Origin of the sequence: Alcanivorax sp. 24 (assembly GCF_004360225.1) — a bacterium.
In the GTDB taxonomy this organism is placed as follows: Bacteria; Pseudomonadota; Gammaproteobacteria; order Pseudomonadales; family Alcanivoracaceae; genus Alloalcanivorax; species Alloalcanivorax xiamenensis.
Genome location: NZ_SNUA01000002.1, coordinates 367,769 through 386,801, shown reverse-complemented (window position 1 = coordinate 386,801; position 19,033 = coordinate 367,769). Strand labels below are relative to the sequence as shown.

The 19,033-nt window shown below is 62.3% G+C and carries 14 protein-coding genes; 4 read left to right on the top strand and 10 right to left on the bottom strand.

Features of this window, described 5'->3' with window-relative positions:
- Positions 1 to 5: 5 nt before the first annotated feature.
- The 4 genes from E0L37_RS04295 to E0L37_RS04280 form a co-directional block, all read right to left on the bottom strand.
- A complete protein-coding gene (locus tag E0L37_RS04295; protein WP_133490552.1) occupies positions 6 to 2,786 on the bottom strand; it encodes a tetratricopeptide repeat protein in 2,781 nt (926 codons plus the stop codon).
- The gene (locus E0L37_RS04290) at positions 2,783 to 3,664 is read right to left on the bottom strand and encodes a hypothetical protein (protein ID WP_133490551.1); all 882 of its coding nucleotides are present in this window, start codon (positions 3,662 to 3,664) and stop codon (positions 2,783 to 2,785) included. Before E0L37_RS04290 ends, E0L37_RS04295 begins: the two co-directional genes overlap by 4 nt.
- A complete protein-coding gene (locus tag E0L37_RS04285; RefSeq protein WP_133490550.1) occupies positions 3,627 to 6,371 on the bottom strand; it encodes a bifunctional glycoside hydrolase 114/ polysaccharide deacetylase family protein in 2,745 nt (914 codons plus the stop codon). Before E0L37_RS04285 ends, E0L37_RS04290 begins: the two co-directional genes overlap by 38 nt.
- 154 nt (positions 6,372 to 6,525) lie before the next feature.
- The gene (locus tag E0L37_RS04280) at positions 6,526 to 7,086 is read right to left on the bottom strand and encodes an HNH endonuclease (protein ID WP_133490549.1); all 561 of its coding nucleotides are present in this window, start codon (positions 7,084 to 7,086) and stop codon (positions 6,526 to 6,528) included.
- A 442-nt stretch (positions 7,087 to 7,528) separates the two neighbouring features.
- Here E0L37_RS04280 and E0L37_RS04275 point away from each other — a divergent pair, with 442 nt between their 5' ends.
- Both E0L37_RS04275 and E0L37_RS04270 read left to right on the top strand, forming a co-directional pair.
- Positions 7,529 to 9,124 carry a GMC family oxidoreductase gene (locus E0L37_RS04275; RefSeq protein ID WP_133490548.1) on the top strand — a complete coding sequence of 532 codons (1,596 nt, stop codon included), beginning with the start codon at positions 7,529 to 7,531 and terminating at the stop codon, positions 9,122 to 9,124.
- 267 nt (positions 9,125 to 9,391) lie between these two features.
- The gene (locus E0L37_RS04270; RefSeq protein WP_133490547.1) at positions 9,392 to 10,981 is read left to right on the top strand and encodes a hypothetical protein; all 1,590 of its coding nucleotides are present in this window, start codon (positions 9,392 to 9,394) and stop codon (positions 10,979 to 10,981) included.
- 71 nt (positions 10,982 to 11,052) lie between these two features.
- Here the strand turns inward: E0L37_RS04270 and E0L37_RS04265 are convergent, their stop codons facing one another.
- The 3 genes from E0L37_RS04265 to trmH form a co-directional block, all read right to left on the bottom strand.
- On the bottom strand, positions 11,053 to 12,450 hold the full coding sequence (locus tag E0L37_RS04265; protein WP_133490546.1) for a DegQ family serine endoprotease: 1,398 nt from the start codon (positions 12,448 to 12,450) through the stop codon (positions 11,053 to 11,055).
- A 99-nt stretch (positions 12,451 to 12,549) separates the two neighbouring features.
- Positions 12,550 to 13,212, bottom strand: coding sequence for a 50S ribosomal protein L11 methyltransferase (locus E0L37_RS04260; protein WP_133490545.1), 663 nt, complete (start codon positions 13,210 to 13,212; stop codon positions 12,550 to 12,552).
- On the bottom strand, positions 13,209 to 13,913 hold the full coding sequence (trmH, locus tag E0L37_RS04255; protein ID WP_133490544.1) for a tRNA (guanosine(18)-2'-O)-methyltransferase TrmH: 705 nt from the start codon (positions 13,911 to 13,913) through the stop codon (positions 13,209 to 13,211). The genes E0L37_RS04260 and trmH overlap by 4 nt, the downstream gene beginning before the upstream one ends.
- 96 nt (positions 13,914 to 14,009) lie before the next feature.
- Between trmH and E0L37_RS04250 the strand changes: the two genes are divergently transcribed.
- On the top strand, positions 14,010 to 15,209 hold the full coding sequence (locus E0L37_RS04250; protein WP_133490543.1) for a CaiB/BaiF CoA-transferase family protein: 1,200 nt from the start codon (positions 14,010 to 14,012) through the stop codon (positions 15,207 to 15,209).
- 147 nt (positions 15,210 to 15,356) lie between these two features.
- On the opposite strand, the gene E0L37_RS04245 is transcribed toward E0L37_RS04250, so the two are convergent.
- Together E0L37_RS04245 and E0L37_RS04240 are read right to left on the bottom strand one after the other, a co-directional pair.
- Entirely contained in the window at positions 15,357 to 15,797 is a 441-nt protein-coding gene (locus E0L37_RS04245) for a group III truncated hemoglobin (RefSeq protein WP_133490542.1), read from the bottom strand.
- Complete coding sequence (locus E0L37_RS04240) at positions 15,794 to 16,111, bottom strand: DUF962 domain-containing protein (RefSeq protein WP_133490541.1); 318 nt, start codon at positions 16,109 to 16,111, stop codon at positions 15,794 to 15,796. The genes E0L37_RS04245 and E0L37_RS04240 overlap by 4 nt, the downstream gene beginning before the upstream one ends.
- A gap of 150 nt (positions 16,112 to 16,261) precedes the next feature.
- Between E0L37_RS04240 and E0L37_RS04235 the strand changes: the two genes are divergently transcribed.
- Complete coding sequence (locus E0L37_RS04235; RefSeq protein ID WP_133490540.1) at positions 16,262 to 17,497, top strand: serine hydrolase; 1,236 nt, start codon at positions 16,262 to 16,264, stop codon at positions 17,495 to 17,497.
- A 152-nt stretch (positions 17,498 to 17,649) separates the two neighbouring features.
- Here the strand turns inward: E0L37_RS04235 and E0L37_RS04230 are convergent, their stop codons facing one another.
- Positions 17,650 to 18,786: a hypothetical protein gene (locus tag E0L37_RS04230; protein WP_133490539.1), complete on the bottom strand. Its 1,137-nt coding sequence runs from the start codon at positions 18,784 to 18,786 to the stop codon at positions 17,650 to 17,652.
- Positions 18,787 to 19,033: the final 247 nt, after the last annotated feature.

The window sequence follows — 19,033 nt, the reverse complement described above, 5'->3', positions numbered from 1 at the left end:
TTCTCCTAATAGTAGAACTGATATTCCAGCCCCAACCGGTAGCTGTCTTCTTGACCGCCTCCGGTATTCAGGCCCCGTTCGAAATAAAGTCTCCAGGCATCCCGGCCCAGCCACGGCCCTTCCGCTCCGACTCGCGCGACAAAACCGGTGCCTGACAAGCTGTTATCGGTGACACCGAATTCGCCCCAGGCCTGTATACGGTGCGGCCGTATATGAACATCCGGCATACCCAGCAAAAACGCCAGTTCGGTCTCATGATAGCTTTGCGGCACCGCCAGTGGATTACCAGTGGCGTGTATGACATCGATTCCGGGATCAACCGGGCGCTGTCCGGAAAAACCCGCCTGGGAATGACGAAGACGCACCCCCGGTGACCAGCGCGACAACCATGGCCTCCAACTGGTATACGCGGAGACCAGAGTACCCTCGCCAAGATCCCGGTCACGCAGATCCTGATAATCGTAATGAGCCAGGGAAACACCGTTCCACCAATGCGCCATGGGACGCCAGTTCGTTTCCAAGGCAACCCCGGAACGCTGTCCCATCAGCAATAATTCAGATGTCTCATCGGTGGGAGCCCGCCACTGGGCCTCGATACGCCAGTCGATGTCACGAAAGGGTTCTCCGCTGACACTGAACTCCAAATCCTGGCGGTTATAGCCAAACAAGGAGCGATGTCCGAACCGCAGGCTCAGTGCCCGTTTCCTGCCTTGATAGGCGACAGCCACGGTGAGCCGCTGCTCGTCCTCCGCGACCTGCAATTGTTGCTGGTCGTTACTACTGAACCGGCGCCGCGAGCCCTCCCAATCCAGATGCCAGCGCTCAGCGACGGGCCATCTCTGCCCCACCTGGAACAGATCCACATCCAACGGGCCGAGGTGACGCCGCTCAACACTCGATGCCACTTTATGAGACGCGGGCAATAACAGCGATTCCTGTTGCGGATGGCGGTCCGCCACTTCGGGGGCATGGTACTGCTGCCGCGCCAACTGGGCCGCGGCCCATCGCTCCCGGCCCAGAGTGTTATCCGCTTCCAGCCGCTCGCCGGCGGTCAGGGGGTCAGCCGCGTCGTCACGCAGTGTCCTGATTGCACCATGGTCGCTATCCAGGTAAGCCAATGCCAAGGCCGAGCCCGGCGGCAACGGCCGCCCCAGTAGCCGACCTTCACGCAGATACCAGAGGCGGGCCAGCTCCGGGGCGTCCACCGATAATGCCCATTGCGCCAACCACTCCGCCCGGGCCGCCTTCATCTCAGGCGGGGTATCCGCCCAGGCCCGCTGCTGAAACCGCAGCTGTTCATCCGCGCTGGCGAAGCGGGCCGCCAACGCGGACCGCATTTCCTCGAACAACAGGGTCTCGGCGGAGGTCATGTCTTCCGAAACAGGGGGAGAACGCCACAACTCACGCATCACCGGCCAAGCCTGATCCTCACGCCCCGACGCGATCAGTGCCTGGGCGTAGGACCAGCGGCGGGTCCACTGTCGCGGCGCCCGCCCGAGCATGGCCAATTCATAACGCAGCGCCTGCTCCGGCTGATCCAGCGCCATATGGGCAGCGGCCAGTGGCATCCAGAACCGTTCATCCTGGCGGGCACTTGGTTCCCAGCGCTCAAGTAACCCGGCCAGCGCTTCATCAGTACCGTCGCTGACATTTATCCATAGCCAGGCCACCCGGGTCTGCGTATCGTCCGGGTCCAGAATCAGGGCGCGCGACAGCGCCGCCCGGGCGCCCTCCAGATCCCCCCGGCCCTGCCGATAATCGGCCAGGAACCGCAAAAACGCCGGGTTTGCCGCCAGCCGTTCGAAGTTCGTGGAATCCAGATTGTTGAAGAAGTCATCAATCGCCTGGCGCTCGCCCCGGGCCGCCAGGGCCGCCAACATACCCACGGCCATGTCCGGACGCCCGGTCCGGTTCCAGAGCCGTTCCAGAATGGCGGCCACCCGGCGCGGTGCATGGAAACGCGCCAGAGCAATGTACTGGTAATAGTCCGCCACCGAAGCATCGCCGTTATCATCCAGACGCCGGTAGGAGTGCAAAGCGGTTTCCCAATCGCCCAGATCCATCGCCATTACCGCCAGCCGCCGGGTAACCCCGGCCTCGTAGGGCAAGGCTCCGGCATCCGCGCGCAATCCCCGGTAGGCCGTTTCCCGTTTCCCCTGCAACCACAGCAAGTCCGCTAACCGCGTCGCCATCTCAGACTCCACGCCATACCGATCCATATAACGCCGGTAATAGGAGGCCGCCGCGTCATCGTGTCCGATGTGTTCCGCTATCCGCTGTAATTCCTTCAGCACCGCACGCCCCGGATGGGAACTGTACCATTGCCTCAAAAACGCGAAGCCCTCTTCCGGCCGACCCAGCAATTCGTACTCCCGCACCACCTTTCCAACCAGATCGGGATTACCCGGATCAGCGCGCAGCATACGGCGCCGGGCCTTGAGCAGCAGTTCGAAATCGAAAGTTTGCGGCGCCAGGGTCAGAACATGGCGCCAGGCCTCCGCATCATGTCCTTCCTCCGCCAAACGCAACCACGCCGCCAGAGACGCTTCGGTGTCCCCCTGCCACCCGGTCACCAGCGCCATCCGTTCAATCCAGAGCGGATCGTCTGGGCGCCAATACAACGCGTTCTCGACTACCTGTCTGGCGCGGGGCAGGTTGCCACTGCCCACGAACACCTGGTAACCGCCTTCGTAGTAGCGGTGCTCATACGGCGCCGGCGGCTGTGCACTGGCTGCCACGGACTGCATCAGCAACAGAGTGGTTGGAATCAACCAGCGTCCATTCATGGTGTTCCCAACCCTTGATCCAGTTTCAGCAACAGGATCGCGTAACGTTCCGCCAACTGATATTCGCCAGCGGCCCGAGCCATGTTCATCAGTCGATACAGCACTTTCTGGTCGTTCAGAAACGGCGCCGCCTCACGTTGCCCCAGGGCGGCGGCTTCCCTGATCAGGCCTCCACTCTCCAGGCTCGATAGCGCGGCCAGGAAATAACGGCGGCGACCATAATGGTTCTCTTGTGACGCCATTGCCAACAGGTACTCATCCGCCGCCTCCCGATACTGTCCGCGGGCAAGCAAAGCCGCCGCTCCCCGGGCATACCAGGCCCCCGGATACGCCTGCCGGGCCGCCAGTTGGCGGTAGGCCTGGACCGCCGCGTCAGGCAGGTCGAGTATCAGCGCCATTTCCGCGTATCGCTCCAGTTGTCGCAACGACAAAGTCGTGCGGTCAACGCGCTCGAGGGCAGCGCGAGACTGCCCCCAAAGCGGGTCATCGCGGCGCTGCCGGGCTGGAATTTCCATCAGCGCCACAAACGGAAGCCGTGAGCGTAACCAGGCCTGTGTCGCGAGAGTCGATGGATCGCTGGCATGGCGGGAAAGATGGTCCAGTTGTTCCTCGGCTTGCTGGAGCAACCCCAGGTCCATCAGATTGCGCGCCAGTACCAGACGCACGCCAAAATCATCAGGCTTGGCCCGCAACCAGGCGTTGGTGTAGGACAACGTCACCGCATCCATGCGGGCGCTGCGCAGCGAGCCAGCGAGATCCCTTGGGAAAACCAGCCAGCACACCACGCCGATCAACAGAACCAGCGCCAGCAGTTCCGGCGGCCCCACTATTCGCCAGCGATCACGGGCGACACTGTAGCCGTAGCTCGTTGAGCTCACTGCGGTCACTCCTGTAACGATAACGATCACCTTCGCGGGACACGGGCCTGATACGGCGTTCGTTCTGGCGCAATTCACAACCGGGGGGCTGCTGCAGAGTGAACAACAACGGCAGCGCGCTTTTCAGCGAGAAAGTGATGCCCCCCGCATCGCGTTCAAACGCCGTCAAACGTCCGTTGGCATCCCATATCCCCGGCGCCGTTCCCTCCGTTCCGGGCTGCCAGCTGGCACGGCCTCCGGACAGGTGAAGGTAGGGCCCGGTGCCGCCGCTCTGATAGCCGGCCAGCCCCTGGCTGGTTCGAAGATCGGGTAATGCCACGCCTTCCGGGAGACGCAGGGTGCGCAATTCCCCTGCCCCCAGAACCCGCCACCGGTTTCCCTGGCGCGCCACCACCATGCGATTGAAATCAAGCACCTTTTTCACGTAGTCGGACGCGAACACGGGATTGACCGGCTGACTCAACGCCCAGTCGTAAACCTTTTTCAGCGACGCCAGGGACGCCTTCTTGCTGGCGATATAGGTGTGGTAGTAGATATCGATGGGTTTGAAGCGGATCGGTTCTCCGGTCAACTCAAACGTTTCAATGACGCGTTGAAACCCGTAAAACGGGCCGAGCCACTCTCCGGTGTACAGATTCTCGTTCTGGTTCGGAGCAAACACCTGATATTCGTCACCCTTGGGCACGCCGATCCCTTTGATCAGCGTCCAGGTAGACGCGCTTTCGGTGATCACCGTGTCGCTGCCGTTCATATTCAGAAGACCGGCCTTGCGAGTCAGTTCCAACGCTTTTTCCGGCGGGTTGGTATCGCCACTCCAGAGCACCATTTCCACCCTTTTGCCCGGCGGCAACAGATTTTCCTCGATATAACGGGCGGAGCCAGCCAATTCTCGTTCCAGATCCAGGGTGTAATCCGGCACAGCCAACCGCAGTGCCCCTTCGGAGCCCTGAGTCTCCGATGGATGAGCCGCTGCTTCATACCAATAGAACGGGTGTGAATAGGTGTGAGTAGCGGCTTCCACATGCCGCAACCTGAAAATACGCCGGGCGATGTCCTCCAGTTCCTCGGCCCTCTCCGGGTAGAGTCCGGTCCGCGCCACTTCCCCCTCAACCACGGAGATGGTGGTGGGTACGGGGTAACGCTTCAGTATTTCCTGCAGCAAAACCTCGCCAGCGGCCTGATCGCGATACCCCCTCACCTCCGCCAGACTGGGGAACCCGTCGCCATCCATATGCACAAAAAACAGTCTGCGGCCGTTTTCCGTGGTGACATCGGGGATTGGCATCGGTGGTAACTTCAATGCCTGACGCAGAAAGTCCAGCGGCTGAATCACCCACCGGTCCGTCACATCCGCATCGCTGATCGTAGGGAGAATCGAGCGTACTACATAAGGATCAAGCGCGTATCCCCCCCAACCGGTGATGGCCACCGGCATATAATCCTCCCCACCCGCCCCCAGGGTCAGCCAGGGCTCGGCATTGTCAGCACTGATCGGAGATGACACTTCCAGCAGCGCCGGCAGCGGCGTTTCGAAGCCGATCCCCGGCGCTTTTGTTATCACCCTCGGACTTTCCTGAGGCTCCGGATGCTGGCGCAGCCCGAACACCTCCGCGTCGGGATCCCCCGGGTCCACCGGCAATTGCCCGACCATGGCCACCGGCACCCCGGCACGGGCCTGCCGCGCCAGCCAGTGCCGGAAGGCCGGTGGTACTCCGGTATCATCATTGAACCAAGTGATAATACCGGCGTAACGACCGTTCAGTGTACCCGCTGGCATCGGCTCGCCCATATATCGGATATCCGGGACCAAACCGAGAAACTGCACCGGCATCAGGCCATAGCGGACCATTTCCGAACGCTCCCAGAGGCCGTCCTGGGCGACGTCATGGATCATCAACACGCGGCGTGGAACAACTTCCAGGTTGCTCACGCCAAGCATGTCCAGTGCTGGATTACTGACCCAGGGCACGACACCATGGCTCTGAATCCGCTGTGCGATGCTTCTGGCCCCGGCCCTGTCCTCAGGAGGAGCGTAATCAATGGCGATGGTGGGCAGACCATAGCGCTGCCGCACCTCCTCGAAACGGGCCAGCAACCATTCACGATCCTCGCCGGACACCGGCTGATAACGCCCGCTGTCAGGGCGCCAGCGCTGGTACAGGGACTCCGCCGCCACCGCATCCACATAGCGGTGAACCACCGGCAATAATTCGAATCCGCGGTTAAGTATGAAGCGGGCCCCGGGAAATGTTTCCCCCACCCGCCGGATCAGGGTCTCCAGCCCTTCACGCTGAGCGGCCCGTTCCGTGTCCGTTTCAACACCCAGTTGGTAGCTGTCCAGAGTATCGAAAAAAAAACGCCGATATCCCTGGCGCCATAGCGGCCGGATCACCTTTTCAATCAGATAATCCCTCAGTGCCGGCTCGGCCAGATCCAAGACCCGGGTCCGCCAATCCGGATTATCACCCAGGATCCACTCCGAGCGAATGCCAGCGGCATAGTCCCGTGAGGGCAGCACTTCACCGAGGCTGACATAAGCATACACCTGGCCAACCCGATCTGGCGGAGGGACAGGAGCCTGCGCCGGCTCGACCACCGCCATGTCAAAAGCGGCCAGTTCGTCCCAGGGAACCTCTGGCCCATAATAAAACGCCGCGGATGGCACCTGCGCCCGCAAGCCCGCGGCCACCGCGCATAAAAAAACCATGAAGAAAAGCCGCGCCAACATCGGGGAAAAGAGGCTCCGTTGCACTTATTAGTATCCAGTTCCTTATAGATACCAACATACTTGCGCGCCAAAGGTAAGAGAGACGGCATGAAAAAAACGTCAGTCTGTGCGGCGAGTGGAAACCAGATGTTAATCAGAGCAGACGACTGTCCTTACCGAACTGATTCCGCAAAAACGCCATCTGGTCACCACGAATACGATGGCTGTTGATCAGCGCCAGATACTCGGCCATGTTCGGCACATAAGGCAGCGCCAGCAACTCCATGCCGATTTCCTCCGGCAGGCGACTGCCCTTGTGTTGATTGCAGCGGCGACAGGCGGCCACGACGTTGAGCCAGTGGTCGCGGCCACCACGGGAAGTGGGGCAGATGTGATCACGGGTCAGTTGGGATTCGGGAAATGACTTGCCGCAATACAGACAAACATGCTGATCCCGGCGAAACAGCGCGCGATTGGTCAGCGGCGGACGGGTACGGCGGCGCGGGCTGGCCAGGCCATCGCAGGCAATGATGGAATGCAGGGACAAACGGGACCGATCGCCAGTGACGCGGCACAGTCCACCGCGCAGGCGATAGATCACATCCCCGAGCGTCCAGGTCACCAGACCTCGCGCGTACAAAGTGGCAGCGGCCTGCCAGTCCAGCCATTCCACCGGCGTGCCGGCCTTGTCCAATCGCAGAATGCGCTCACTCATAGGCACCCTCGCCTGTTCGACAAACTTCTCCCGCTGTGGCGGGACCATGAAAGCCTGTTATCGTGACGATTCTGCGACAGGGAATGGAAAAATGTCGGCGGGTCGTGGCCCGCTCCCCTTACAGGGGATGTGCGCGGAGAACTTCCGTTACCCTGGTCTCTGCTTAACCGACCCGAATCGGCTAAGCAGAAAGCAGTGCCTCGCGGCAAGCTGCGCAAAAGTTGTACTGTTGATATAAGTTGTATTGATCATAAACAGCGCTCCGCTCCCCCGCAAGCGCGCTGTCGCTGACTTTGCCGGCCTGGCGGTGTCCGGATTCGGCCAATAACACCGAGGCGCGGCGGGACTAGTATGCGAGGATAGTGAGACAGGACGCCCCCACGGTTCACTGCCGGGGGCAGCGGACCGGTCAGAGAGCCGATAACAACCAAGGGCGAGCGGCATGCAATACGATTACGTGATTGTCGGCGGGGGTTCCGCCGGCTGTGTATTGGCCAACCGGCTGTCGGAGAACCCCAACAACCGGGTGTGCCTGTTGGAAGCCGGGCCACCGGACAACAGCCTCTTTATTCGCATCCCCGCCGGCATCATCCTGCTGATGCGTTCCAACCGCCGGAACTGGCGTTACTACACCGTGCCACAAAAGGCGCTCAACAACCGTCAGATCTACATTCCCCGTGGTAAAACCCTGGGCGGCTCCTCCGCGGTCAATGCCATGTGCTACACCCGCGGCCATCCCTGGGATTACGATCATTGGGAATCCCTCGGCAACCCGGGTTGGGGTTACCAGGATGTTCTACCTCTGTTCAAGCGCTCCGAGCACTACGAAGCCGGCGAAGACGACTTCCATGGCACCCACGGGCGTCTCAACGTGGCCGATCTGCGTTTCCGGCACCCGGTCAGCGAGGCGTTCGTCAGCGCCGCTCAGGAAGCCGGCTATCCGGCCAGTGATGATTTCAACAACGCCACCCAGGAAGGGGTCGGCTTTTATAAAGTAACGCAAAAGGACGGCGAACGCTGCGGCGTCGCCCGCGCCTATCTGCACCCCGCCCTGGAGCGCGAAAATCTGACCGTGATGACCGGCGCTCTGGTGCACCGGGTGCGCTTTGACGGCCGCACCGCCACCGGCGTGGACGTGGAGCATCAAGGGCAGGTGCAAACGCTGTCCGCCGGCCAGGTGATTCTCTGCGGCGGCACCATCAATTCCCCACAGTTGCTGAAATTGTCCGGCGTCGGTCCGCGCCAGGAACTGGAGCAGCATGGCATCGACGTGGTCCACGACCTGCCCGGCGTCGGCGAGAACCTGCAGGACCATCCGGACGTGCTGGTGGTGCACCAGAACCTGAAACGCGACACCTTGACACTGTCGCCCTGGGAATTGCCCACTTCCGGCCTGCGTGGCGTCTGGGATTTCTTCTATCGCCGCAGCGGTCAGTTGACCTCCAACGTGGCCGAAGCCGGCGGTTTCATCAAATCACGGCCGGAGGAACCGATCCCCGACCTGCAATTGCATCTCACCGCCGCCAAGCTGGATAACCATGGCCTGAACTGGACGTTCAGTATCGGGCACGGTTATTCAGGCCATGTCTGCATCCTGCGCCCCAAGAGCCGCGGCGACATCCGGCTGCGCGACGCCAACCCGCGCTCACCGGCGCTGATCGATCCACGTTTCCTGGAACATGAGGACGACATGGAAGGCATGGTACGCGGGGTCAAGGCGATGCGCGGGATCATGGCCCAGCAAGCCCTCGGCCCCTGGCGCGGCAATGAGATCTTTCCCGGTAGCCAGGTGCAGTCCGACGATCAGATCCGCGCTTTCCTGCGCGAGAAATGCGACAACATTTACCACCCGGTGGGCACCTGCAAGATGGGCGTCGACGACATGGCGGTGGTGGATCCGCGACTGCGCGTGCACGGCCTGGAAAATCTGCGGGTGGTGGATGCCTCCATCATGCCAACGCTGATCGGCGGCAACACCAATGCCCCAACGGTGATGATCGCCGAAAAGGCCGCCGACGATATCCTCGGCCTGGCGTGATACAGGAGGGCTATCGCGGCTCGTGAGCCACCGGTGCCCAAATTCGCTGGCAAGCCAGCTTCCCACAGAAGGGCCACGAAGCCGCTGTGGGAAGCTGGCTTGCCAACGAAGGCGTGTCGCGTGTAGGCCGCCCGTCCCACAACTGTGGGACAGCGGTGGTCCACGAGCCACGATACCCTCCCACGGCGCCCCTTAGCACGACTGTCATTTTTCACTTCCACACTGGCGCCTTTGGGTTGTTAAACATAAACATCTGGGGGGGCTACCATGGGCGACGACACGCCGGCTCGCGCGCGTCTGGTGGAATTGCTTTGGCAGTTAAAGCAAAACTACGACCGTGCCGGGGATACAGGTCTTGGCTTCATTCATTTCAACACCCTGCTGAACGACGCCCGCTACCGGGCGGAAATTATCGAGCGGGCATGTCACAGCCCGCACAGCCACATCCGTCATCTGGGAGAGGAACTGGCGCGCCTTGACCACGCCGACGCGGTCAATAACGCCCGTCCCCAAGCGACCTCCACGGGTTCTTCCCGTTTCACTTACCGGCGGCTGGCATGGCCTCTGGTCATTGGCACCTTGTCGCTGTTCCTGCTGCTATTCTGGTGGCTGGCTCTGTCCTACCTGCAAGGCGACCAGGTCATAACCGGGGTGATCGACCAGGACCAGACCTGGACCGCTGACCGTGATTGGGTACTGGGGGACGTGGTGTACGTAATGCCCGGCGTGCGCCTGACCATCGAGCCGGGCACCCGCATTCTCGGCCGCGCCGATTCGGCGCTGGTCGTCACTCGCGGAGCCCGTCTCCACGCCGCCGGCCGCGAGGATGCCCCCATCGTTTTCACCAGCATCCAGCCTGAAGGGAAAAGGACCGCCGGCGATTGGGGCGGGCTGGTCTTGCTGGGGGACGCTCCGGTCAACCAACCCGACGCTCAGATCGAAGGCATTGATGCCGGCGATCCGCTCGGCGCCTATGGCGGGCAGAACCCGCAAGGCAGTTGCGGCGTACTGGAATACGCCCGGATCGAGTTCGCCGGCTTCGAGGTTTACGCCAACAATGAACTGAACGGTCTCACCCTGGGTGGTTGCGGCAGCGGTACCATCGTCCGCCATGTGCAGGTGCACCGGCCCCTGGACGACGGCGTGGAAGTGTTTGGCGGCAACGTCGACCTGCGCCATATCGTCATTACCGGTGCCGGCGACGATGGCCTGGATTGGGATCTGGGCTGGCGCGGCAGAGTGCAGTTCCTGGTGGTGCAACCGCACCAGGACACCGGCGACAATGCCTTCGAGGCGGACAACAACGGCGCGCATCACCAGGCACGCCCCCGCTCCGAACCGGTCATGTACAACGTCACCCTGGTGTCGCCGCGCAGCAGCACCCGCCATCATCGTGCCATGACTCTGCGCGAAGGCACCGGTGGCCATTTCCGCAATCTGTTGATCAGCGGTTTTTCCGGTGAAGCCATCGACCTGCGCGACACCGCCACGGTGGGCAATCTGGATACCGGTGCTCTGGAGTTTCAGGGCATGCTGATGCATGGCATCGGCCCGCGCGGCCTGAGTTATTTCGAGACGGAGCAAGGAGAGGCGGACGATGATGGCGGCTTCGACGAGGACGCCTTTTTCCGGGGATTGGGCGGCATCCGTTTCGGCGAAGACCCCCATTTCAATCAGGATGTGATCAACCCATACCACCCTACTGTGACGCCCGCCTTGCGGTCACCGGCGACACGCGGCGCCGTGCCGGTGCCTCAGGGGGAATTCTGGGACGAGGCGGCCGTCTACCTCGGCGCGGTACGGCCCGGGGCCAGTGCCACCTGGCTGGATCGCTGGACCGCCTTTCCCGCACGTTAGCGAAGGCCGGGCGGGCTGCCCCTTAATGATGGGACAGCCCGTTTACAGGCCCGAACCGCGGCGGTCCTGAATCAGCGCACCACCACGAAGAACACGCCGCCGTCACGATTGACACGCAACAACAGGGCGGCATCGGCGTCGGGGACGGCCGACTCCAGTTCCTGCATGTTGACCACATTTTGGCGATTGGCATTGATAATCACGTCACCACCCCGCAGGCCGGCACGCCAGGCCGGGGAGTTACGTTCCACGGCTTCCACCAGCACGCCGCTGTCGGCGTGGCGCAGCTCGCCTTTGCGCAGATCGCGCAGGCTGGCGCCCTGCAGGAATTTCGATATGGCGTCGCCGCCGGCCTGACGCTGATCGGATTCAGTGATCACCGCCACCAGCTGGCGCTTACCGCCATCGCGAATAATGTTCAGCCGTACCTTCTCACCGACCGGTGACAACCCGACCTTGTTACGCAAATCCGCCGCCCGGGTCACCGGCTGGCCGTCCACTTCCACCACGACATCACCGGCCTTGAGACCCGCTTTGTCCGCGGCGCTGTCTTCCATCACATTGGTGACCACCACACCGCGCTGCCGTTGTTCCACCTGGAAGGCGTCCGCCAGCTCCGGTGTCAGATCCTGAATCGTCACACCCAGCACACCACGGCGCACCTCGCCATGTTCGATCAGCTGCTCCATCACATTCACCGCCATTTCCGTTGGGATGGCGAAGCCGATACCGACGTTCCCTCCTGAAGGTGCCAGGATCGCGGTGTTGATCCCGACCAGTTCACCGCGCAGATTGACCAGCGCGCCACCGGAGTTGCCGGGGTTGATGGAAGCGTCGGTTTGGATGAAGTTCTCGTAGCCTTCAATGCCAAGACCGGTGCGGCCCAGCGCGGAGACGATACCGGAGGTCACGGTCTGACCAAGGCCAAAGGGGTTACCGATCGCCAGAACATAATCCCCCACCCGCAGCCCGGTGGAATCGCCGATACGGATCTGGGTCAGATCATCGCTCTTGTCCAGTTTCAGCACCGCCAGGTCCACTTCCTCGTCCAGCCCCACCAGCTCCGCGCTCAATTCGCGACCATCGGTGAGTGTCACTTCGATTTTATCCGCGTTCTTGGCCACATGGGCATTGGTCAACACGTAGCCTTGCCTGGCGTCGACGATAACGCCGGAGCCGGCGCTGATGGCACGCCGGGTGGAAGGCTGCTGTTGTTCGGGAACATTGAAAAAACGGCGAAAGAACGGATCTTCCAACAGCGGGTTGCGGGCGGTCCGCACCCGCGTCTCGATGGCGATGTTCACCACCGCCGGCGCGGTTTTTTCCAACATCGGCGCCAGCGTCGGCAACGACTCCCCTTGCGCCACGGGCAGCGCCGCCCGGGCCGGTACCGCGACAGTCAACAACAGAGCAACGCAAAGCGCGCAAATAAAGGAATAATAGGATTTCAATGGTGCGTACAAGGCCACATCCTCCTGTACCTGGGCACTAACTTAGTCGGGCTTGAACTGGCGATCAACATGACGGCCAGGTTGCTGAATCGTGAAGCTTCGACCGCCGCCCGGCCTTCAGGGTTCCGATAAAAACAGCCTCACCTGATTGAACTCACTGGCTTCTCCCAGATCCGGCCAGGTGGTGGCATGCCAATTCCCGAGCGGACGATACCCTGGCGGCTGCAACCCGGCGATACGGGAGTCCGCCAGCAACACCGGCGCGCCAGCCCGGCGAAAACGGGCCAGCAACGGCAGGTTATCCCGGTCGTAGAGAATATCGGCGGCGGTAACGCGGTCGGCCAGGGCCAGACAGGCGTCCAGATCATCACTCAGTTCCAGACTGACGCCATTGAGGGCGGCGTTGGCTTCGCTGGCGGCCAGCGCGTCCGGGTCCAGATCGCAAGCGATGACACGGCGGGCGCCGGCCCGGGCGGCGGCCACCGCCACCACGCCGGAACCGGGCCCCACGTCCACCACGCAGCAATCCTTCACCCATTCCGGATGGGTCAGAAGATGGCGCGCCAACACCTGCCCCGAAGCCCAGCATAACGACCAGTATGGCGGTGCTTCCATCAACGCATTGGCCACCTCCTGATCCAGACGCTGATCCGCCAGCAGACGGTCGAGCAGCCATAAGGACAGCTCCGGCACCAGCGGCAACGGCGTGGCACGGAGCTGGATTTCGGGCAGCAAGGCGTTCAGACGAGCTTGCAGCGCCAGCGGCGCAGGCGCACTCACGAGGCAGCTTCCTGCCGCGCCTTGGCGGCGGATAGCTCCGCGTTGAAGCGCGTGGCATGGCGCACTTCCCCACTGTCGTTCAGCTCCGGATAGGGCACGCCATAGCGGTCGCAATAGCCCGCCAGTTTCGGATGGGCCCAACGAAACAACGTATTCCGGTAGATCTCCGGGTCCAACCGGGGCTGATCATAGAATCCAGCCGCGCGCCGCTGTTCGCAGGCCTCGGACAGAATGATCGCCGCCGCCACGCTGACATTGAACGACGCCACCATCCCCATCATCGGCACGATCACATGCCCATCCACGGCGGCGCCGGCGGCTTCGCTGACACCGAAGCGCTCGGTGCCCAGCAACAACGCCGTGGGTTTGGTGAAATCCACCTCCCGATACGGCAGCGCGGTATCGGAAAAATGGGCAGCCAGCACCTGCATGCCTTGGGCACGCGCCTGCTCGATGGCGCTCACCCCGTCCTTATGTTTGTGCAAATTAATCCAACGTTGCGAGCCCATGGCGGTACCCGCCGCCACCTTGGCCCGGTTTTCCGGCAGCACCGCATGCACATCGAGGATGCCAACGGCATCGCAGGTGCGCACCACGGCGGCGATGTTATGGGGTTTGTGCACCCCTTCCATGATCACGGTGAGATCCGGTTGGCGGCGATTCAACGTATCCAGCAACCGTCGATAGCGTTCCGGGGTCATGGGGACTCCTGTTATTGGCGAAGCGCGATTGTAGCACGGGGTTCGCCCACCCTCTGTTGTCGGGCACAATGCACCCAACAGAATAAGGATGACCCGATGAGCGAACGTTCCCTGCCCCTGGCCGGCATCCGCGTGGTGGAGCTCGGCCAACTGCTGGCCGGCCCTTTTGCCGGCACGCTACTCGCCTATTTTGGCGCCGATGTGATCAAGGTGGAGCCGCCGGGTGGCGATCCAATCCGCCGCTGGCGGTCCCTGGATGACACCGGCACGTCGTTCTGGTGGCGCAGTCTGGGCCGCAACAAACGCTCGATCACGCTGGACCTGAAGACCGACCGCGGCCGCGAGCTGGCCGGCCAATTGATCGACCGCGCCGATGTGCTGATCGAGAACTTCCGGCCCGGCACGCTGGAATCCTGGGGACTGGGCCCGGAACGCTTCCTGCAAAGCAACCCCGGGCTGGTGTACACACGCATCTCCGGCTATGGCCAGGACGGGCCCTACGCCGACAAACCCGGCTACGCTTCGGTGTGCGAAGGGGTTGGCGGCCTGCGCTACGTCAACGGCTTTCCCGGCGAACGCCCGGTGCGCCCGAACCTGTCTCTGGGCGACACCATCGCCGGCCTGCACGCGGCTCTTGGCATCGCCCTGGCCCTGCTGGAACGGCACGGCAGCCAACAGGGCCAGGTAGTGGACGTGGCTTTGTACGAGTCGGTGTTCAATCTGCTGGAAGCGGTGATCCCCGAATTCGATGGCGCCGGCCTGATTCGTGAACCGTCCGGTTCCACCGTCACCGGCATTGTCCCCACCAATACCTACCGCTGTGGCGATGGCAAATACGTCATCATCGGCGGCAATGGCGATTCCATCTTCAAACGGCTGATGCAGGCCATGGACCGTGACGATCTGGCCGATGACCCGCGTCTGGCTCACAACCCGGGGCGGGTGGAGCACGAAGCGGAGCTGGACGCCATCATCGGCGACTGGTGCGCCGGCCAGGATAGCCCCCGGGTGTTGGCGCGGCTGGAAGAGGCGCGGGTCCCCTGTGGCCCAATCTACAGCGCCGCCGATATGCTGGCGGACCCGCATTTCCAGGCGCGCGGTTTGTTCCAGCAGGTGGAGATCAACGGCAAGCCGTTGCAAATTCCCGCCATCACGCCCCGCCTTGCCGACACACCCGGCGGCACCCGCTGGCCCGGCGGCGAGGCCGGCACTCACACCGAAGCGGTACTGCGTGAGGAACTGGGACTGTCCGAGGCGGAGTTTCAGGCGCTGCGGGACGAGGGCGTGCTGGGATAACGGCGCGGGCCTGAATGCAACATAGGTTCCGCGAGACCGCTGTGGGAAGCTTGCTTGCAAGCGAATGATCTATCGGGGCAGAAGATTCGCTTGCAAGCAAGCTTCCCACAGCGGCTTCGTAGTGGAGGTCGAGAAAAGGGGAACGACTCAACGGCGCTGTGACAGCTGCTCGTAGAGATTGTCGATGATGCGCGCGGCGAGGTGCCGGGCGCGGTCGGTAAGCGGGCCTTCGAAGTGTTCATCCAGATTGGCCACGAACAACGCCAGCCAGCGCTCATGATGCGCGCCGGTGAGCGGCGCCTTGTCGTCCACCGCCCGATGTTTGGCCATCATATGCCGATTGTAACGGTCATCGCCAAGCAACAGCTTCTTCCAGAAAGCCGCGATCAGCGGCAGGTGCTCATCGAGATCAATCCGCGCCACGTCGAGAAACACCGGCGCCAACAGCGGATCCTCGAGGATCCGCTGATAGAACAGTGACACCATGCGGTCGATCCGCTCCGGGCTGTCCAGATCCGGCCTGCCGGAAGCAGCCTTCTGTTCGGCGATACCGGGCTGAAAAAGCCGTACCCGTTGCCGTTCACTCACCAGCGAATACGCCCGGTCAGGATATCCTTGAACATCACGAAATCGCCGGCCAAACTGTACCATGGATGCTTGAAGGTGGCGGGCCGATTCTTCTCGAAGAAGAAATGCCCCACCCAGGCGAACCCATAGCCCACCACCGGCAACAGCAGCAGCCCCCACCAATTACCGGAAAGCAGCACACCGAACAACAGCGCGAACAGACACAGCGTGCCGATGAAGTGCAGGCGCCGGCAGGTCGGGTTGGTATGCTCCTGCAGATAGTAGGGATAGAACTCCGCGAAGCTCTGGAAATCAGATTGTTTTACCGTCGTCATAGCGTCACCTGTTCGGTTGCGCCCGACGCCGCCGATGGCCCTGGGGTCAGGGATCCAGGGCAGCGGCGCCAAGCCATCTGATGTCTCCATTGTCCACCATAGCCGGGCACATACAACAGCCCTGATCGGGCCATCCGCGATAGGGACCCCATGACCATGCCCAGCCTTTCCCTGCTCAACGGCTTCAGCACCAGCGCCATCGCCGTTCCCGACCATCTGACACCGATCACCGACCGGGGAGCCGAGTGCGCCGCCATTGAGGCCGGGCTGCGGCCTCAACAGGTGGCCACCATTTGGCGCCATGCCCGCGGGCTTTACCGTACCGGTATGAATCCCGCCATCGCCCTGTGTCTGCGCCGCCAGGGACAAGTATTCCTGAATCGCACCCTCGGTTACGCCGATGCCGACCAACGGCGCCGCCTCACCACCGATACGCCTGTTTGTCTGTTTTCCGCCTCCAAGGCGGTCACCGCCATGCTGGTGCATCATCTGGCCGAACAAGGTGAGCTGGATCTGGACCGGCCAGTGTGTGATTACATCCCCGAATACGGCGCCATGGGCAAGCACCGGACCACGCTGATGCACGTGCTGACCCATCGTGCCGGGGTGCCGCGTATCCATGAGCCGGTGGCGGCGGAGGACCTGTTCGACTATGACCGCATCATGGCGTTGCTGTGCCGCGCCAAACCGGAAAACCCCGGGCGCCAGCAGGCTTATCACGCGATTACCGCCGGCTTCGTGCTTGGCGAGGTGATCCGGCGCGTCACCGGGGAGAGCATCAACGCCCTTTTGGACCGGGTGATCCGGCGCCCCATGGGGATGCGTTATTTCACCTTTGGACTGCGGGAGCCGGCGGTGGCGCCGGCGAAAAGCGCCGTAACCGGCCTGCAATTACCACCGGTAAACGCCTTTCTTACCCACGCCGTGGGCGCTCCGCTGGACCAGGTGGTGGACCTGTCCAACGATCCCCGTTTTCTCGACGCCACCATCCCCGCCGGCAACCTGTACGCCACCGCCGAGGAGGCCGGCCGTTTTTTCCAGATGCTGCTGGATGACGGCCGCTATCAGGGCCAGCGGTTATTCCGCCCGGAGACCGTGCGCTTCGCCACGGGACGGGCGGCCACCAAGGGCGGCCGGCTGGACCGTACCTTGATGGTACCGCTGGCATTCTCGCCGGGCTTCATGCTCGGTGCCCGCGCCCTGAGCCTGTACGGGCCCGGTACCAGCAACGCCTTCGGGCATCTGGGTTTCATCAGCATTTACTGCTGGGCGGATCGGGACCGGGATCTTGCCGGAGCCCTGCTGACCACCGGCAAGGCGGCGCTGGGCCGGCATTTCCCGGCATTGTTGAAGTTACAGATGGCGATTAACCGGCATACAGCGTAAAACGCAACACGCCGACACGCTAACACACTTTGGAGGGCGCATCGCCGCGTAGAGGAAGATGCCGGATCAAGTCCGGCATGACGTTTTTCCAAGAGCTGCAAGCAGGCGTTGGATTTGGCGTGCCAGCGTGTTGCGTGCAGGCGTACCCGCCCTCAAAAATAAAAATCAAACGCCACGTAGGCGGCGTTGAAATTACCTTCGTAGACATCACCGTTGGCGTCGATGTCACCGTCGGACCACAGGTATTCCAGATAGAGCCAGCCGGGACCGTACTTGTAACGAATACCCGGAGCGTAAAACTGGACATCACCGGCATCATTGTTACGGGTGTCGGTGCTGGCCACGCCGCCGTCCAGGTAGTACGCCCAGTTGCGATTCTGATACATCACCTCGGCCACGTGCCGCTGGGTTTTCACTTCCTCGTCCGCGGGCGCGGCATCGGAGGCCAGGAAGGCATCGAGACCGCCAAAGTCACGGCGGGCGTCGACAAAGCGGTATTTGAAGCTCCAGGGCCCGCGCTGATACAGGTAGTGAAGATCATAGGCCACGTGCTCGCCGTCGGCCTTGCGGCCGGAGGCGGTGTCCGCGGTCAGGTCCTGCATCCGTCCGTATTGCACCGACGCCCCCATGGTATGGCCTTCCAGGAAACGCCAGTCCAGATTCAGAACACCGGTTTTCAGCTTGCGGTAGCTGTCACTGGTGCCCCAGTGGCCGTTGTCGTCCAGGGTATCGGTGCTGTCCTCGCCCCAGTCGTCCTGGTGATAATAGGCGGCGTCGTAGTGAAAATCGCCGGCGTCACCGCTCAGCTTGAAGCCGACATCCATCTGATCGCCATAACCGCCCTGCAGGCCGTCGCCAGGCCAGAAGTTGCCCGTCTTCCAACCGAAAGGCACCTGGCTTTTACCCACTTTAAGTAAGGTGTGGTCGTTGAATTCGTAGCCGATCCAGGCTTTGTGCATGGCAAAGGTATCGCCACTGCTGTTGTTGTTGACGTCGGTGAAGGAACCTCGTCCGATACGGGCTTCGGCACTGAACCGCCAGGGACCGTAACCGCCGTCGTCATCGGCGTAGAGAATGAACGCCGGATCGGCGAAATTGCCGCCGGTTTCCCGGTCGAGGTCGGCGTCAAAGGCGGAATTGGGACCGCCAAAATCGGATTTGTCCACGTACTGGTACACCCACCAGACGCCAGCGCTGAGTTCAGCGCCCGCCTGCGCATTTTGCACCAGCAACAAAGGCGATATGGCGCCCAGCGCCAGGGCCGGCAGGGCCCGTTTGTTGTCTGCCATCGGCTTCTCCCCAGTCGAGTCAGAACTTTTGATTGAAGTAAGGATTCGTTCCTTGCTGCCTGTTTTTTCGGATTACGACGTGCCCGCCGCCGCTATCAGCGTCAACGCTGAAAGGCGAACCGGGGTCGAACCCCTAAGGGTGTATCACAATCAAACGGGTAAGGTCACGTCAGGCGCGTCTTGCCGGGCCGCGTGAAGGCCCCGAAAAACACAGTGAAAATCGGCGAAGGCCCTGCCCTCGCCGATT

What these genes read in the sequence shown, in the direction of transcription:
- E0L37_RS04295 (WP_133490552.1), bottom strand. Translation starts at nt 2,786, where the DNA reads ATGAATGGACGCTGGTTGATTCCAACCACTCTGTTGCTGATGCAGTCC.
- E0L37_RS04285 (WP_133490550.1), bottom strand. Translation starts at nt 6,371, where the DNA reads ATGGTTTTTTTATGCGCGGTGGCCGCGGGCTTGCGGGCGCAGGTGCCA.
- E0L37_RS04280 (WP_133490549.1), bottom strand. Translation starts at nt 7,086, where the DNA reads ATGAGTGAGCGCATTCTGCGATTGGACAAGGCCGGCACGCCGGTGGAA.
- E0L37_RS04275 (WP_133490548.1), top strand. Translation starts at nt 7,529, where the DNA reads ATGCAATACGATTACGTGATTGTCGGCGGGGGTTCCGCCGGCTGTGTA.
- E0L37_RS04270 (WP_133490547.1), top strand. Translation starts at nt 9,392, where the DNA reads ATGGGCGACGACACGCCGGCTCGCGCGCGTCTGGTGGAATTGCTTTGG.
- trmH (WP_133490544.1), bottom strand. Translation starts at nt 13,913, where the DNA reads ATGACCCCGGAACGCTATCGACGGTTGCTGGATACGTTGAATCGCCGC.
- E0L37_RS04250 (WP_133490543.1), top strand. Translation starts at nt 14,010, where the DNA reads ATGAGCGAACGTTCCCTGCCCCTGGCCGGCATCCGCGTGGTGGAGCTC.
- E0L37_RS04240 (WP_133490541.1), bottom strand. Translation starts at nt 16,111, where the DNA reads ATGACGACGGTAAAACAATCTGATTTCCAGAGCTTCGCGGAGTTCTAT.
- E0L37_RS04235 (WP_133490540.1), top strand. Translation starts at nt 16,262, where the DNA reads ATGACCATGCCCAGCCTTTCCCTGCTCAACGGCTTCAGCACCAGCGCC.
- E0L37_RS04230 (WP_133490539.1), bottom strand. Translation starts at nt 18,786, where the DNA reads ATGGCAGACAACAAACGGGCCCTGCCGGCCCTGGCGCTGGGCGCCATA.